Genomic DNA, 15,898 nt, shown 5'->3' on the forward strand with positions numbered 1-15,898 from the left:
ATCATTGATATTAATTAATTATGAAGATTACAAACATAGAGTGCCACGTGCTGTTAGATCCAGGATATGACGTGGGTGCCACGAGTTCGTCCCAAGATGACATTGTGGTTGAAATACATACGGATGAGGGAATTACGGGTATAGGGGAAACAGATGTAAATCCATGGATCGCCCGGGCCTGCATTGAGGCACCGGGAACGCATACGATGGGGCTTGGCCTGGCAGAGATGTTGATGGGCGAGGATCCGATGGATACGGTGCGTCTGTGGGAGAAGCTCTATGTCGGGTCGGCAATGAATGGCCGGCGCGGGGCGGTAGTCCATGCGATCGGCGCCTTGGATATGGCGCTACACGATATCCGCGGCAAAGCTCTTGGCAAGCCTTGCTACGAGTTGCTCGGGGGTGCGGTTCGGGATTCGATCACCCCTTATGCTTCGCTTCAGCCTGAGGTCAGTTCTTTCGACGTATATCGGACGTCGATCAAGGAGTGGGCACTTCGAGCAAAGGCCCTGGGCTTTCGGGCGGCGAAGATCGAGGTCACTCCATGTGGCCCGTACGCGCACAAAGGACTCAAAGCTTCTCATCAGGAGATGACGAGCGTGATCGGGGAGGTGCGGGATGCTGTCGGCCCGGATTTCACGCTAATGGTGGACGTGCAATATGCATTTCCGGACGCAGACACCTGTTTGAAAGCGATTCGGCCGTGGGTGGACTTCAATCTGTTCTTCATTGAAACGCCGCTGCCTTCGGACGATCTGGATGGTTATGCGCGGTTAAGCCAGGAACAACCGATACCGATCGCCGCAGGTGAGTGGCTCGCCACGCGGTTCGAGTTCATGGACTTGATAAACCGGGGCAAAGTCAGTGTAGTGCAGCCTGATGTAGGCCGAGTTGGCGGCTTCACAGAAGCAAAGCGAGTGTGCAATTTTGCGGAACAAAAGAGGTTGACAATTGTTCCGCATCTCTGGAAATCGGGTATTTCGATAGCAGCAGCCGCGCACTTGGCCGCAACCACCCCGAATTGTGCGTTTATCGAATTTCTACCGGACTCTCTTTGTGGATCATCGCTTAGACGGGAGTTGGTATCGAACGAATTGCAAATGGTAAACGGGCAAATTGCTTTACCGAAATTGCCGGGATTGGGAGTCGAACTCAACCGGGATGCATTACAGAGATTCAAAGAAGAGGCTGAAGCAGCGACCAGCGACATACAGTCTTTAAAGGCAAAGATAAGTGATTGAACCACGCGTGGTGATCGTAACCGGTGGAGCTTACGGCATCGGCCGCGCCATTGCGAAGCGGTTCGCGGCGGATGGTTACGGTGTTGTAATCGCGGATATCAATTCCAATCGCGGTGCATCGCTTGAAAAGGATTTGCAGAACGAGAATCGCCGCGCCCTGTTCGTGGCGGCAGATATTCGTGATGAACAAGATATTGAACGACTCATCAATCGAACTATCGAGGCATTCGGAAAGATCGACGTTTTATGCAACAACGCAGGCATCGAGTATTACCGGCGTGCTGAAGAGTACAGTGCTCAAGAATGGAGCGCGATTACTGACACAAATTTAAGAGGAACGTTTTTGTGCAGCAAGCACGCATTCCTCTCCTTGAAGAAAACGAGAGGTTGCATCGTAAATATTTCCTCGGTGCAGGCGTTTGCGACGGAATCAAATATCTCCGTGTATGCGGCCACTAAAGCTGGAATTCTCGGACTTACTCGCGGAATGGCACTGGATTTCTCGTCAGAGGGCGTTCGCGTGAACGCGGTGTGCCCGGGAGCAATCCAGACCGGAATGATGGAGCCTTTTCTCGCTGCCGCGTCTGACGTTCAAGAGGCTCTGAAGGGTTTTGGAGAAAAGATCCCGTTAGGAAGGGTCGGCCAACCGGAGGATGTAGCCGAAGCAGTGCACTTCCTGGCATCGGATGCGGCGCGCTATATCACCGGTGCGTCGCTGGTTGTTGATGGGGGTCTTCTTTGCAGGCTCGCCACATGAAAGTGAGCCGCAACGCGTCATCAACGTTTCCGCGCTCGTCGAGCTAACGTGCTTTGGGCAGAACAGTATTCCGCATACGAAGTTGCAGACGATGCGATAGCTGCTGGAGCGCTGACTTGCTTGATTCTGGCAATTGCTGGAGCGGCACTGGTTCCTTCCTGGAATCGAGAGATTCATTCGAGATCTGCTGATATCAACAGGTAAACAATCAAGGGCCATGCCAAGCGTTCTCTCAAACGGCCGGTCCATCGGTCGAATAACGCTTCGTTGTGACTGAGGAGGATGAACGTGCTGCGAACCGGGCGATGCATAGCGGTCGCGATTCTGCTCTTTTCGGCTCATTCTGCACTCGGCTCTGAAGCTGTTTGGCAGATCGGTAAATTCGATGAGGCATCGATAGAGTTTGCGAAGCAGATTGATTATTCCGATCCGGCCGAAGATCCGGTTTTCGTGGTGGGGGAAAGCACCTCTCAAAAGGACTGGCCTGCTTACCAACCGGGTTCCGCGAATGGGCAAGCAGGACATCGTCGTCACCCGTTTACCATTCGGTTTTCTTTGTCACAACGCCCTTCCGCTCTGTATTCGCTGCGCGTCGGCCTAATTGTGGATACCCCGCGTATACCTCATATACAAGTGGAGATCAACGGCCTTACGGGGTGGTTCTATCCTCAACCGAAACTGAACTACAGGATGGGTGATCCGACTGGAAATGCGCCTACTTATACCGTTGCAACGATCACCGTAGATCTGCCCGCACGTTCTCTGCGCAAGGGACAGAACCTCCTCGTACTGACGGCCATTGACGAGCCAGACGACCGTGACGACGCGGTTGCGCCGCCTGGCAGGGTGGGGGACTCAGGGCTGTTCTACGATGCCATCGCGTTAATCCGGAATGATGGCCAAAAAGATAAATCCGAACAACTCATGGCCGAGGTTGTTCCCACAATCTTCTACCAGAATGATGGGATCAACCTTGTTGAGATCGTTGAAGTTCGCGTTCGCTTCAGAGAACGACCGTATCATGGACGAGTACTGCTCGAATCGAAAGGATTTCGAGCTTCGGAAGAGATTCGAAGCGATCGAGATTTCGGAGAGCATCGACTTAATTTCAAGATTCCCGAATCAGCCGTAGCGGGAAAGTGGAAAGTCTTGGTATCCACCGATCGCTACAAGCAGACAGTTCTGGCTGAGCTTCGCCCAGCAAAGAAGTGGATCGTTTTTGTGGTCCCGCATGAGCATCTCGACATTGGCTATTCCGACTACCAAGCGAAGACATACGAGATACAAAGCCGTGCTTTGGATCAAGCAATCGAGACGATCGAAAGACACCCGTCGTTTCGTTATTCAGTCGATGGTGAATGGGCGGCTGAGCAGTTTCTGAAGACGAGAAGTCAGATGCAACGCGCCAACTTTCTCAACTTGGTTCGCGAGCGAAAGATAGAGGTACCGGCAAACTATTTCAATCTACTGACTGGCTTTGCTTCTTCGGAGGAATTAATCCGGTCGCTCTATGCTGGGCAGAGGTTTAGCTCCGATTACGGGATCCCCTTTGAATATGCCAGTATCACCGACGTCCCCTCGTACAGTTGGTCTTATGCGTCCGTTCTCTCGGCCGCCGGTCTGAAATATCTGGTGGCAGCCAGCAACAACGAACGGGCCCCTATCCTTCGGCTCGGACATTTGAACCGCCGTTCTCCATTCTTATGGCAAGGTCCCGATGGAAGCAAAATTGCTATGTGGTACTCGCAGTCGTACCAGCAACTTCCCCATATCTTTGGATTGCCTCCACAGATCCAGGGCGGTCGCGACACGTTGCCGATCTTCTTGCAGCAGTATAGCGAGAAAGAATACAAGTCGGACGGCGTCATCGTATATGGGACCCAATGGGAAAATACCGCGCTCTATACAAACCAGGCGAAATTGGATGAAGAGTGGAATAAGGTGTTCGCGTATCCTCGGATTCGCTTTTCCGGCTTTGCGGAAGCAATGGAATACATTACTGCACAGGTCGGAAAAGAGATGCCGGTAATTCGCGGCGACGGAGGGCCCTACTGGGAAGATGGCATTGGTTCAGATTCCTATTATGCGGCGATAGCCAGAGAAAACCAGCAACGTGCGCTGACGGCAGAAAAGTTCGCGACCATCAGTGCGCTCGTGAATACAAAGACGAGTCCCGACCGCGAAACGCTAAACGCAATTTGGAAGAATCAACTGCTCTTTGCAGAGCATTGTTGGGAAGCTGACCGAAGTATCGTCGATCCCGAAAGCCAACTGAGTATTGCGCAGCGCGCCGTCAAGGAAGCGCGCGTGCTGGACGCACATCTTCTGATCGACGAGACGGTCCAGAGGTCAATGTCGGTAATCGCGGATGCAACTGAAAATCGAAGCCAGACAGTATTGGTCTTCAATAGTTTGAATTGGGCTCGCAGCGGTTTGGTTGAAATGGATCTGGACAAGAACACGCAACTGATCGATCTCTCCACCGGGAAGGATGTGCCGTTCGAAATCCTAAGCGGCGGAAACGGATTTGACCACATCCGCTTCTGGGCCAAAAATGTTCCTTCCGTCGGATACAAGAGCTATGCATTGCGCCGGAATCGGACATCGGCGGCACCGGCGACTTCCATTGTGTCACCGATCCTAGAAAACCAGTATTATCGCATCGTCCTCGATGCCACATCGGGATCGATTCGTAGTATCTTCGACAAACAATTACAGCGCGAGTTAGTAGATGCTTCGTCGGCATACAAATTTAATGAATACCTGTACGTGACGGGAGGGGACGGAAGATCCAACCGGTTGTCACGTTACTCCGAAGTGCTTCCGTTACCAGACATGCAAGTTCACTCAACCTGGCAGGGGAAACTTGTGTCCGTATCGAAAACCCCGTTCGGCACGGTAGCGAACGTGCAATCTGCCGGCATAAACACCCCCAAAATCGAGACAGAAATTCTTTTGCTCAATGATGAAAAAGCGGTGCTGTTTACCAATCGCTTGACCAAGACCAAGACCTACGCAAAAGAAGGAGTGTACTTCGCGTTCCCGTTTGCCATTCGGAATCCGCAATTTAAGTACGAAACCCAGAATGGATTTGTGGATCCTGAAAAGGACCTTTTGCCCGGTGCGGGACGGGAGTGGTTTTCTATCCAACATTGGATAGCGTTAGGAGATGAACTTGGGACTGCGGCACTTGTACCGCTGGATGCGCCATTAGCCACTTTTGGCGACATCGTGCGGGGCACTTTCCCGACGGAGTTCGGTGCCAGGCAGGGTATCGTTTTCTCCTGGCCCATGAACAACTACTGGACGACGAACTATGTTGCCGGGCAGGGAGGAGAATTCGTATTTCGATATGCATTGACCAGCGGAAAAGAGCTCACGCCGGCAACCCTAAGTCGTTTCGGGTGGGCGGCGATGACCAAGTTCGAAGTGAATGTAGTCTCCGCGCAGGATCGCGTCGATGAATTGCCTCGCCCTCTACCGGCCAACCAGGGCAGCTTTCTGAATGTAGATTCTCCCAACGTTGTATTGACTGCATGGAAGCAGGCAGAGGATGGCAATGGTACGATCCTTCGCTTTACTGAGTTGAAGGGAAATCCGAGCGAATTCGCGGTGGAGTTTCCAACGGCAAAGATAGAATCAGCCTGGTTGTGCGATGCAGTGGAGCGCTGCGACCAAACTCTTCCGGTATCCGGCAGCACGGTTATTGTTCCCATCAAATCGTTTGGGATTGCCACTTTGAGGATTCAGACTCGAACAAAAGATTCTGCAGAATTGCAGAAGATGAAATTGCCGGATCTAGTGGGCGGCTCGCTGTCCAATAGCGATAGCCGATGAAACGGTTCGTTGTTTCGAACTTATGTTGTTATCAGTAATGGACCCGAGATGTTCTTCACTGTGAATACAAGGGAGCTCAATGAAACTCAACCTGCTGTTCGCAACGTTAATCGTTGCCGTCCCAGTTCTATGCCAAAGCGGATCGTATGACGGTCTTCAGAATAGTTTGGCGAATATCTACCGACTTTCAAATGCGAAGACCTTTTCGATCAGTCCCGAGAATCCTACGGGTGAAAAAGGAAAAGGCGGAATGGCCACAGAAGGAACGAATGCAAGTTTCGGCCGTCATTTAGGCGGGCAGGGTTGGAAAGTCAGCCCCAGCATCATTATCGAGTCTGGGAGGACCGCCACGTTGGCCACAATTGATGGGTCCGGAATGGTTAACCACATTTGGTTGACGCCGATCGGAAACTGGCGGTTGGCCATCCTTCGTATGTACTGGGATGATGAAAATGAACCCTCTGTGGAAGTACCGGTTGGCGACTTCTTCGCAATGGGCTTATTGAAGCCTGCCCGCATCGCCTCGCTGCCGATATGTGTGAATCCCAACAGTGGCTTCAATGCTTATTGGCCAATGCCATTTCGCCGCAAAGCCAAAATCACAATGCAAAACCTGGATGAGGGTCCCATGCAATTGTATTTTCAGATTGATTACTCCATGAGTCAGGTGTCAGAAGACGCGGCCTATTTCCATGCGCAGTTTCGGCGAGTCAACCCATTGCCTTACAAGGAGGTGTATACGATTCTCGATGGCGTCAAAGGTAAAGGCCAATATGTCGGCACCTACATGACCTGGGGAGTTCACAACAACGGTTGGTGGGGAGAAGGAGAAGTAAAGTTCTACTTAGATGGAGACAAGGACTTTCCGACCATCAACGGCACCGGAACGGAAGATTACTTTGGCGGTTCCATCGATTTCGAAAATGAAAAGGGACGATACGAAGAATTTACTTCGCCTTATTCGGGACTGGTCCAGGTCATTCAACCCGATGGGATATATCGCTCGCAGCAGAAGTTTGGGCTATACCGTTGGCACATCACGGATCAAATACGGTTCGAATCCGATTTGCGTGTAACAATTCAAGCACTCGGCATTGCACCCCGAGGAACCAAATTTATTGCACTACAGGATGACATTTCGTCCGTCGCCTTTTGGTACCAAGCTGAACCACACGTTCCATTCCCCAAGCTTCCAGGAAGGGAGTCTCTGGAAATCAATTGAATTGTCTATCTACGTCTCTGCATTGGGGAGTCATGTCCTTCTGCACATGAGCGGATCAGTTCCAGATTGATGGACATAGCCATGGCAGCGTACCCGGCGTCGTTTGGGTGAACGTGATCTCCCGAGTCATATTTAGAGTCCAATTTGTCTGGCTGTTCTGGATTCCGGAGAGCCTGATCAAAATCAGCTATGCCATCGACCACGTTTTCGGTTCGATACCAAGTGTTGACGGCATGGCGTATCGAATTACCCCTGTCAATGAACCCTTCAGCGCCGCCATACGGCGGAATGGTACCTCCAATCACAAACAGTGTTTCCGAATGTGCGCGCTCAATCAGCTTTCTCAATCCTGAGATTAATTCTGCCGAATCTGAAACATTTTCGTCACTGCGAATCCAATCAATATCGTTGATCCCTTCTAACAGGACCAGGCATTTGACTCCTGGCCGACGCAGAACGTCGCGGTCGAAGCGAGCAATGGCGTTAGGGCCGATTTCGTCACGAAGAACGCGATTTCCAATAATCCCGGCGTTCAGAACCGCCACATGGCGCAGTTCGGGATCATTTTGCAGCCTAACGGCCAAAACGTCTGGCCAACGCCGGTTGGCATCCTGCGTAGATGACATCCCGTCAGTAATGGAGTCTCCGAGCGCCACAACTGCGATTGCCGACTCTTCAGCTTGCACGTCAATGCCGGAAAGGAAGTACCAGGAGGAGGTGGCCGACATTTTTGTCTTCCGATGTTTGAAGGTGTTTCCTCGACCCACGAAGTTTGTGGATACGGCCAATTCGTGACAAGTGATGATCGCAATGGGCTGCTCAGGAACATAAAGGCTGATTGAAACTGTCGATAGCTCAGGGATCCGTGTTTCAACTGGATCGCTAATAACGAACTCGCCAGCGCGAATTGTAGTAAAAGGTCGTCCGCCGAAGTGTATTGGTAAATCTCTCTTGGAAGCGTCCAGCTTACCCGGCGACATCAGACCGAGTCGGACTTCTTGGATATGCAGATTCGAAGTCCCAAACTCATTCGTCAATCGAACCCGGAGTCGCTTACCGCGAATGCTGGTCCGGACAATGTTAACGTACGTTGAGTTCCCGGGAGAGGGACCACCGGCTTTAACCGGACACGCCATAGGTGCGCTGGCCCATGTGCCGACCCACGCTTGCGGCGATTGCGCATCACAGACCATAGAGGTCGCGAACAAAACACTGGCTAGCAGAGTCAAAGCTTTCAAATCATTCACTCCGAGCAACACAGCGGTACCCTGTTGGTCGTCCCAGATATTCTCCCTTGGATGCTTAGTATCTAGTCAATGATCGAGCAAGGCTGCCGGGGGGAATATCGGACAAGGGCGAATTTAATTTTACCCTTCGGGCAATTATACCGGCAGGAAGCGGTTACGGAAGGAAAGAGAGCGTTTCTGATTTGACATTTGAACGATCATCGATCATACTCAGAGTCGTTACGTAAGCAGACGCAGGTATGCATTAGGATTAGCCGGCGGACCAGGTTCAGATGGATTAACACTCGTCCGAAGTTGTGTCAGTGTTCGGGTTTTGAACTGCCCGAAATGCCGCCGACTTGCGGTGTCGGCGTAGTGACACTGATTGTTCGACCACAACGGGGCTTCAGTCCACAGCTTCGTAGGGGCAAACATTTACAGGAATTCCATGAGCTCTTGCTCAGTACTTGTAGACGACAACAATCTTTGTGGCGAGGCGCCACTCTGGGATGCAACCGGTCAAAAGCTCTATTGGACGGATTGCGTGGGCAGAAAGTTTTACTCCTACGACTGGAGGTTGAAACTCAAAGACGTGCTCCTCACCGATGTCGAGGTGAATGGCTGCGCGCTCGACCGGTCGGGCGATCTTGTTTTCTCGAACAACTCAGGCGTGTGGATTTGGGACCGAGTCGGCGAGCCCAGATTGCTTGCGTCTGAACTCGGGCCCGTCAAACTTCAGCTGAATGATTGCATTGCAGATCCAAAGGGCCGGTTCCTTGCTGGATCGTGCTTCTATGATCCGAGTACGAAGTATGAATTGGGGAAATTGTTTTCACTCGATGGCTCCGGCGAACTACAGATTTTGGATGAGGGTTTTCGTCTTGCAAACGGCTTGGGTTTTTCGGTAGACGGGACGACACTGTACTTCTCAGATTCCGTTGCGCGAAAGGTATACGCATATTCGTACGATGTTGCTACGGGAAAAGCTCGCGGCCGACGCACATTCATTCAGTTAGACAGCACCGAAGGATTGCCAGACGGGTTGACGGTCGACGCTGAAGACCACGTTTGGGTAGCTCAATGGTATGGGAGCTGTGTAGTTCGATATGACCCGGACGGTAGACCGGAACGGAAGATTAGTGTTCCGGCGAAACAAAGTTCTTCGGTGATGTTTGGTGGGCCTGGACTCACCGAACTGTTCGTTACGTCTGCAGCCAGATCAGAGCCAATGCCGGTGATGCCGTCCGGCTACGACGCAAACTCCGGATACTTTGGGGGAGCTTTGTTCCACTGCACAGTTCCGGTAACAGGAAAACCGGAATACCGAACGGATTTGAGAGGCATTGCTGCTCATGCGTGATCGACTGGCTGGAAAGATCGCATTGCTAACCGCCGCAGGCGAGGGGACTGGCAGAGCCACGGCTTTGGCCTTTGCCGCGGCCGGATGCAAAGTTTGGGCGACCGACTTGAATGGTGAGGCACTCGGCCGATTGGCGGAGGAGTGCCCGCAAATTCAGACTCGGCGAGTGGATGTTCGAGACACGCAAGCAATCAACGAGGTAGTTTCAGAAGTTGGGCAAGTCGATATTCTGTTCAACTGCGCCGGGTACGTTCATCACGGCACAATTCTTAACTGTTCAGATGACGACTGGGATATGTCGTTCGACATTAACGTTAAGTCAATGTATCGCACTTGCCGGGCGGTGCTACCGGGCATGATCAAAGCAGGCAAGGGTAGCATTGTGAATGTTTCGTCGACAGTGTCGAGCATAAAAGGGGCACCCAATCGATTCGTGTACGGCACTACCAAGGCTGCGATTATCGGCTTAACAAAGGCTATCGCGGCCGATTTCATTCGCAGCGGGATTCGGTGCAACGCAATCTGTCCCGGGACGGTGGACTCTCCATCGCTGGCAAAACGCATCGCTTCGCAAGGAGACCCGGAAAAGGTTCGCGCTGAATTTGTGGCCCGGCAGCCCACGGGGCGTTTGGGGCGACCGGAGGAGGTCGCTGCCCTTGCTGTGTACCTGGCTTCCGACGAATCGTCTTTCACCACGGGGCAGATTCATGTGATCGACGGCGGATTCACGCTTTAAACCATCGAGAGAATTATGAAACTACTTCGATTTGGCGATCCCGGACGCGAAAGGCCTGGCGTGTTGGATGAAAATAAAGAGGTGCGAGATCTGTCCGCGCACGTGCCAGATATCGCTGCAGATGCACTTTGTCCAGAAACGATGGACAAACTCAGGACGATCGATATCTCGTCGCTGCCGAAAGTTGCGGCAGGAGTTCGAATCGGGGCATGTGTTTCCGGGACAGGCAAGTTCATATGTGTTGGACTTAATTATGCAGATCACGCGGCTGAAGCCGGCGCTCAAGTCCCCAGCGAACCGGTATTGTTCATGAAAGCGGTTTCCGCGATTTGCGGTCCAAACAATGATGTAGTGATTCCACGTAATTCGCAGAAGACTGACTGGGAAGTCGAACTGGGTGTGGTGATAGGCAAGACCGCGAAATATGTTGATATTGATAAAGCTCTGGAACATGTGGCCGGATACTGTGTAGTGAATGATCTTTCGGAGCGTGCGTTTCAACTGGAAGGCACGGGACAGTGGGTGAAAGGGAAGAGCGCGGACACCTTCGGACCCATCGGGCCTTGGCTGGTCACGCCCGATGAAGTACCCGATCCTCAGAACCTGCGTCTGTGGCTGGAGGTTGACGGACATCGCTATCAAAATGGCAATACGTCGACGATGATCTTTGGAGTAGCCTACCTCGTAAGTTACATAAGCCAATTTATGAGCCTGCACCCCGGGGACATTATCTCCACCGGTACTCCACCGGGAGTGGGGCTGGGACAGCGGCCGCCGGTTTACTTGAAGGCTGGGAATCAAATCAGGCTTGGGATCGAAGGACTGGGCGAGCAAGTTCAAAAGGTGACAGATTGGTCTGATTGTTGATGCGGTCCCACGAAGCAATGGATGAGCGGTACGGTGGACTGTTCGAGTCCTTGTCGCGAAGCATCCCATCCTCTCGGCTAATCCGCGATTCGCTACGTAGGTTTGCCTACGGAACAGACGCGAGTTTCTACCGAATGGTTCCCAAATTGGTAGTGATGGTGGAATCGGAAGCGGAACTTATAACGACGATTCATGCGTGTACAACCTGGAAGGTTCCGTTCACTTTTCGAGCAGCGGGGACTAGCCTCTCCGGGCAGTCGGTGAGCGACTCAGTGTTAATTCAAGTAAGTCGGCTCTGGAATCCCATATTCGTTGCGGAAGATGGAGCAACCGCGCGGTTCGGACCTGCGGTTCTAGGCGGAGATGCGAACCGCGTACTATCAAAGTTTGGCCGGAAGATTGGCCCCGATCCAGCATCTATTGATGCCGCTATGATTGGGGGTATCGCTGCAAATAACTCGAGCGGAATGTGCTGTGGCAATGTTCAGGACACTTATCACACGATGCGAGCAATTAGAGCTATCCTTGCGGACGGTTCGATTCTTGATACGCATTCAGAAAAGAGCCGTCGACATTCTGCCGCAAACAACGCGTTGTTGCTCGAACACCTGACGAAGATAGCGGCACGCGCGAAATCTGACCCAGAGTTGCAAAGGCGTATTCGCAAGAAGTTTGCCATTAAGAATACGTGTGGATACAGCCTGAACTCGCTGATCGATTTCGACGATCCTCTTGATATTGCTGCTCATTTGCTGATCGGTTCTGAGGGAACTCTGGGCTTTATCAGCGAGATTACATACAACACGGTTCCTGATCTCAAGCATTCCTCGACAGCATTGGTTCTCTTTCCTGACGTCATTACGGCGTGTAGAGCTGCTTATCAGCTTACAAAAACATATGTCTCCGCAGTAGAGCTCATGGACCGCCAAAGCCTGCGCGCTGTAGAAGCGAAGCTGGAGATTCCAGAGAGTTTCCGCAAGCTCGACGAACATATCGCTGCGTTATTGATTGAGGTGCGTGCCGATAGCCTTGAAACTGTTGAGCGGAGTAGACAGGAAGTTGCTTCAGTACTCAAAGAATGCAACGCTTGTTCACCGTGTGAATTCACGTCGGATGAACTCCGCTCCAAGCAACTTTGGCTACTTCGCAAAGGACTGTTCCCTGCGCTGGGTCACGCGAGGTCTCCAGGCACAACAATCCTGATAGAAGACGTGGGTTTCCCGTGCAACAGGCTGGGTGACGCAGCTCTCGACCTACGGTCGCTCTTTACACGATATGGGTATCACGATGCTGTCATCTTTGGGCACGCACTCCAAGGGAATCTCCACTTTGTCTTCTGCGTTGATTTCAACCTCAACGACGAGATCGAGAAATACGGAGCCTTTATCGCTGAACTTGCTGCACTCGTAACTCGGAAATATGACGGGTCTTTGAAATCAGAGCATGGGACCGGCCGCAATATGGCTCCATTCGTTGAGATGGAATGGGGAAAACAGGCTTACGAGTTGATGCGGGACATCAAACGCGCGTTCGATCCCTTAGGGCTGATGAACCCGGAGGTGATCATCAGCAGTGACGAAAAGATACATGTAAGGAACCTGAAGAAGACACCGGCTTCGAATGCGATCATCGAGAAATGTACAGAGTGTGGATTTTGCGAGAGGACCTGCCCTTCGCGGCATTTAAGTCTTACGCCCAGGCAACGGATAAGCGTTTGGAGGGAGATGTCGATGCCCCGAGCCAATGCGGCGGATTGGCAGCGCGGGTTCCAGTATGAAGGAGAAGCAACATGTGCAACGGACGGTCTGTGCGCGACTTTGTGCCCATTGGGAATTGACACTGGGGCTTTCATAAAACAATTGCGCAGTAGTTCTCGCCATGCGACCAGTCAAGCTCTGGCTCAATTTGTGTCTTCGCATCTGGGTACTGTTTTGACAGCATTTCGAAGCCTTCTTCGTGCTGCATGGCTAATCCACCGGGTCATCGGGAACAAAGGAATGAGACGGTTGGCCAAAATGGCTAGAAAGCTAGTGGGGAAATCAATCCCTGAGTGGACGGAGTGGATTCCGTTGCCTGCTCCCAAACTTCCAACCTCTCTGTCCGCATCATCGTTGAAGCAAGTAGTTTATTTTCCAAGTTGCGTCAGCCGTTTGTTTGGCGGGTTTGGCGGTTCGGTAAAATCAACTTCCCAAATTACTGAGATTTACAAACTGTTCCAACGTCTTGGTATCAATCCGCTTGTGCCACTTGAGATAAATCATCTTTGCTGCGGTATGGCTTTCTCTAGCAAAGGGTTTGCTTCAGTCGGAAGTCAGAAATTGGAGGAGTTGGTCGCGCATCTCGACTTGGCGTCAGAACACGGTAAATACCCGGTGGTTGTCGATACCAGCCCGTGCGCACAAAGGTTGATCGAGCACGCCCGAGGAGAACTGCAGGTTCTTGATCTCAGCGAATTCTTGCTGCAAGAATTAGTTCCGCGAGGGCCGATCACAAAGCTCGAATCGACCGTGGCGGTTCACGTCCCATGTAGCGTAACGAAGGCGGGAAAAGAAAAGTCACTTCTGCAATTGGCGAGACTGTGTGCCGAACGTGTAATCGTGCCGGACGCCACAACATGCTGCGGTTTTGCTGGAGACAGAGGATTCACACATCCGGAGTTGAGTGCATCGGCGCTGATCGAGCTGAAACCGCAGGTGAGAGCCGTGTGCTCCGAGGGATATTCCTCGAGTCGAACTTGCGAAATCGGGCTATCAACCCAGAGCGGTATCCGTTATCAGTCGATAGCGTTCCTTGTCGCTAGTGCCTTGAATGAGACTCAACCTCATTGATCGAAGAGATTCCTGCCGTTTTCAAGAAAAGTCCGATTGCGTTCCATGCTTCCAAATTCTGGGCCAAAGTGAAGTCGCCATGACCTTTTCCATTGATCGTCAATAGGTGATTCCTGGTTTTAACTGCATCCAATGCTTTGTGGAAGTTGATAGCTTGATCATAGGGAACAAATGTGTCGCGATCACCATGGATCGTGAGAATTGGCGGCGTACCTTGCCGAACGTAATTGATGGGAGATAGCCTGGCTGCAAGGTCGTCCTTATCCGGAGCGTTGTTCAGCCACGTGACTGCGTACGCGCGAGTGTGTGGGCCGTGTAGAAGGTCCTTCACGTCGGTGATTCCAAACCAGTTGATTACAGCTGCCACGCGAGGCCTGTGGTTGGGCCACGGTACAGCTCCGCCCGAAGCATCGTCGTCATTCGCGCATTGATCTTCGAAGCCTGCGGTCGTCGGGATCAGGGCACTCGTAAGTGCGAGGTGACCTCCGGCTGAAGCGCCGGTAACGATAACTTTGTTTAAGTCGAAGCCAAACACTTTTGCATTCCGTCCCACCCAGTGCAAGGCGCACAGACAATCCTGAACGGCTGCAGGCGCTGGGGAAATGCGAGCCAGACGATACTCGACGTTGACGACGGCAAATCCCATTTGCATGTAAGGAAGTACGCTGAGAGAAACCTCCTCTTTCGTTCCATTAACCCATCCGCCACCATGGATATTAACGACTATCGGAACAGGGGACTTCGTATATACCGGCCGATAGACATCCAGTTTGGCTTGATAGTTGTTCGCCGTGGTGTAGGTGATGTTCGGAATGAAAACGTAGTTGAGCGCAATCCAAAGCACCGCGCCGGTATCGCTATTAAGTTGAGCCGAATCTGGGCGCGCGGCCCGGTTCGGAGATTGTCCGAAGAGTGGAAGGCAAGCAAAGACAAGAAATAGGAACCCGACACCGCAGCGGCTTTTCACGGCTATCTTTCCTTCTCGGTTCCGCGAATGACTATTCAGCGACGGTCTCAGGAGTTTCTTCAGAAGCTTCTTCTTCGCTGTACAGATGCACTGCCTGGTCTGTCCAATCCTGCATGGCGGCGTGAAACGCTCGCTTGGCTCTTTCAGGTTCGCCGGCGACGATAGCGTCCAATAAAGCCTTGTGAAGCTGAAGGTCCTTAGCAAGGTTGAATCCAGGCTGCATAGCAACCCTAATTGCACTAAAGCCAAACAAAGGCACTACGACGCGACGAAGGGTTTCCACCAGACAGTCGTTGTGAGTCGATTCCCACATCGAAATATGCCAAATCAGGTCACCGCGGATGTATTTCTGGAAATCTCTCGAACGGGCGGCAGCCGTTGATTCATGGAAGAGATCCTGCATCCGCTCAATGTCTGCCTGAGTTCTCTGCCGGGCAGCTTCTTCAGCGGCGAAGGATTCGAGCGCCCGTCGAACGGCGATAGTATTTTCCAGGTCTCTCTGGCTGAAATCGGTCACATAGGTCGCGGAATTTGGCTTTTTACTAACGTGCCCTTCGAGTTCTAACTGAATTAGCGCTTCTCGAATAGCAGACTGGCTGGTCCCAAGAGCCTCGGCAAGTTTGCGCTCTACCAATCTCTCGCCTGGAATTAGTGATCCATCTAGGATTGCTTCCCGTATTTTTCCCGCAACTTGGTGGCGGGCCGGTTGCGTATTAAGTTTTGTTGCTGTGAGTGGCATCAGTCCCTCTGGTATGCGATCCCGAGTGTCGTTTCAACAGTTCCTTCTCGGGTCAAGATGATTGTAGACGATCTGACGCTCCAGTCAATGTATCGGAATATAGGATAAATGATCTATC

12 protein-coding genes are annotated in these 15,898 nt (G+C 52.1%); 8 read left to right on the plus strand and 4 right to left on the minus strand.

Features of this window, described 5'->3' with window-relative positions; translation table 11 throughout:
* Nucleotides 1-47 precede the first annotated feature (47 nt).
* Both VN577_23095 and VN577_23100 read left to right on the plus strand, forming a co-directional pair.
* On the plus strand, nucleotides 48-1,241 hold the full coding sequence (locus VN577_23095; GenBank protein HWR17735.1) for a mandelate racemase/muconate lactonizing enzyme family protein: 1,194 nt from the start codon (nucleotides 48-50) through the stop codon (nucleotides 1,239-1,241).
* Nucleotides 1,234-1,998 (plus strand): SDR family NAD(P)-dependent oxidoreductase, encoded by a 765-nt coding sequence (locus tag VN577_23100; GenBank protein ID HWR17736.1) that lies wholly within the window; start codon nucleotides 1,234-1,236, stop codon nucleotides 1,996-1,998. The genes VN577_23095 and VN577_23100 overlap by 8 nt, the downstream gene beginning before the upstream one ends.
* 882 nt (nucleotides 1,999-2,880) lie before the next feature.
* Here the strand turns inward: VN577_23100 and VN577_23105 are convergent.
* Nucleotides 2,881-3,021, minus strand: a complete 141-nt coding sequence (locus VN577_23105) for a hypothetical protein (GenBank protein HWR17737.1) — start codon at nucleotides 3,019-3,021, stop codon at nucleotides 2,881-2,883.
* Between the two features lie 198 nt (nucleotides 3,022-3,219).
* On the opposite strand from VN577_23105, the gene VN577_23110 reads away from it, so the two are divergent.
* Nucleotides 3,220-5,835: a glycosyl hydrolase-related protein gene (locus VN577_23110; protein HWR17738.1), complete on the plus strand. Its 2,616-nt coding sequence runs from the start codon at nucleotides 3,220-3,222 to the stop codon at nucleotides 5,833-5,835.
* A gap of 79 nt (nucleotides 5,836-5,914) precedes the next feature.
* Entirely contained in the window at nucleotides 5,915-7,057 is a 1,143-nt protein-coding gene (locus VN577_23115; protein HWR17739.1) for a glycoside hydrolase family 172 protein, read from the plus strand.
* Between the two features lie 5 nt (nucleotides 7,058-7,062).
* Here the strand turns inward: VN577_23115 and VN577_23120 are convergent, their stop codons facing one another.
* Nucleotides 7,063-8,037, minus strand: a complete 975-nt coding sequence (locus VN577_23120) for an SGNH/GDSL hydrolase family protein (protein HWR17740.1) — start codon at nucleotides 8,035-8,037, stop codon at nucleotides 7,063-7,065.
* 694 nt (nucleotides 8,038-8,731) lie between these two features.
* On the opposite strand from VN577_23120, the gene VN577_23125 reads away from it, so the two are divergent.
* From VN577_23125 to VN577_23140, 4 genes are all read left to right on the plus strand, one after another.
* Entirely contained in the window at nucleotides 8,732-9,643 is a 912-nt protein-coding gene (locus tag VN577_23125; GenBank protein ID HWR17741.1) for an SMP-30/gluconolactonase/LRE family protein, read from the plus strand.
* Nucleotides 9,636-10,379 carry an SDR family oxidoreductase gene (locus VN577_23130; GenBank protein ID HWR17742.1) on the plus strand — a complete coding sequence of 248 codons (744 nt, stop codon included), beginning with the start codon at nucleotides 9,636-9,638 and terminating at the stop codon, nucleotides 10,377-10,379. The genes VN577_23125 and VN577_23130 overlap by 8 nt, the downstream gene beginning before the upstream one ends.
* A gap of 15 nt (nucleotides 10,380-10,394) precedes the next feature.
* Nucleotides 10,395-11,246 carry a fumarylacetoacetate hydrolase family protein gene (locus VN577_23135; protein HWR17743.1) on the plus strand — a complete coding sequence of 284 codons (852 nt, stop codon included), beginning with the start codon at nucleotides 10,395-10,397 and terminating at the stop codon, nucleotides 11,244-11,246.
* Nucleotides 11,247-11,380: 134 nt separating this feature from the next.
* Nucleotides 11,381-14,074: an FAD-binding and (Fe-S)-binding domain-containing protein gene (locus VN577_23140; protein HWR17744.1), complete on the plus strand. Its 2,694-nt coding sequence runs from the start codon at nucleotides 11,381-11,383 to the stop codon at nucleotides 14,072-14,074.
* Here the strand turns inward: VN577_23140 and VN577_23145 are convergent.
* Entirely contained in the window at nucleotides 14,043-15,041 is a 999-nt protein-coding gene (locus VN577_23145) for an alpha/beta hydrolase (GenBank protein ID HWR17745.1), read from the minus strand. The genes VN577_23140 and VN577_23145 overlap by 32 nt on opposite strands.
* Before the next feature lie 31 nt (nucleotides 15,042-15,072).
* Nucleotides 15,073-15,780: a GntR family transcriptional regulator gene (locus VN577_23150; protein ID HWR17746.1), complete on the minus strand. Its 708-nt coding sequence runs from the start codon at nucleotides 15,778-15,780 to the stop codon at nucleotides 15,073-15,075.
* Nucleotides 15,781-15,898 lie beyond the last annotated feature (118 nt).

Source organism: Terriglobales bacterium (assembly GCA_035561515.1).
Lineage (GTDB): Bacteria > Acidobacteriota > Terriglobia > Terriglobales > Acidobacteriaceae > DATMXP01.

Excerpts from the sequence above, each read along its gene's own strand:
- VN577_23105 (HWR17737.1), bottom strand. The coding sequence starts at position 3,021 with ATGATACGGTCGTTCTCTGAAGCGAACGCGAACTTCAACGATCTCAAC.
- VN577_23115 (HWR17739.1), top strand. The coding sequence starts at position 5,915 with ATGAAACTCAACCTGCTGTTCGCAACGTTAATCGTTGCCGTCCCAGTT.
- VN577_23120 (HWR17740.1), bottom strand. The coding sequence starts at position 8,037 with ATGTCGCCGGGTAAGCTGGACGCTTCCAAGAGAGATTTACCAATACAC.
- VN577_23125 (HWR17741.1), top strand. The coding sequence starts at position 8,732 with ATGAGCTCTTGCTCAGTACTTGTAGACGACAACAATCTTTGTGGCGAG.
- VN577_23130 (HWR17742.1), top strand. The coding sequence starts at position 9,636 with ATGCGTGATCGACTGGCTGGAAAGATCGCATTGCTAACCGCCGCAGGC.
- VN577_23135 (HWR17743.1), top strand. The coding sequence starts at position 10,395 with ATGAAACTACTTCGATTTGGCGATCCCGGACGCGAAAGGCCTGGCGTG.
- VN577_23140 (HWR17744.1), top strand. The coding sequence starts at position 11,381 with ATGGTTCCCAAATTGGTAGTGATGGTGGAATCGGAAGCGGAACTTATA.
- VN577_23150 (HWR17746.1), bottom strand. The coding sequence starts at position 15,780 with ATGCCACTCACAGCAACAAAACTTAATACGCAACCGGCCCGCCACCAA.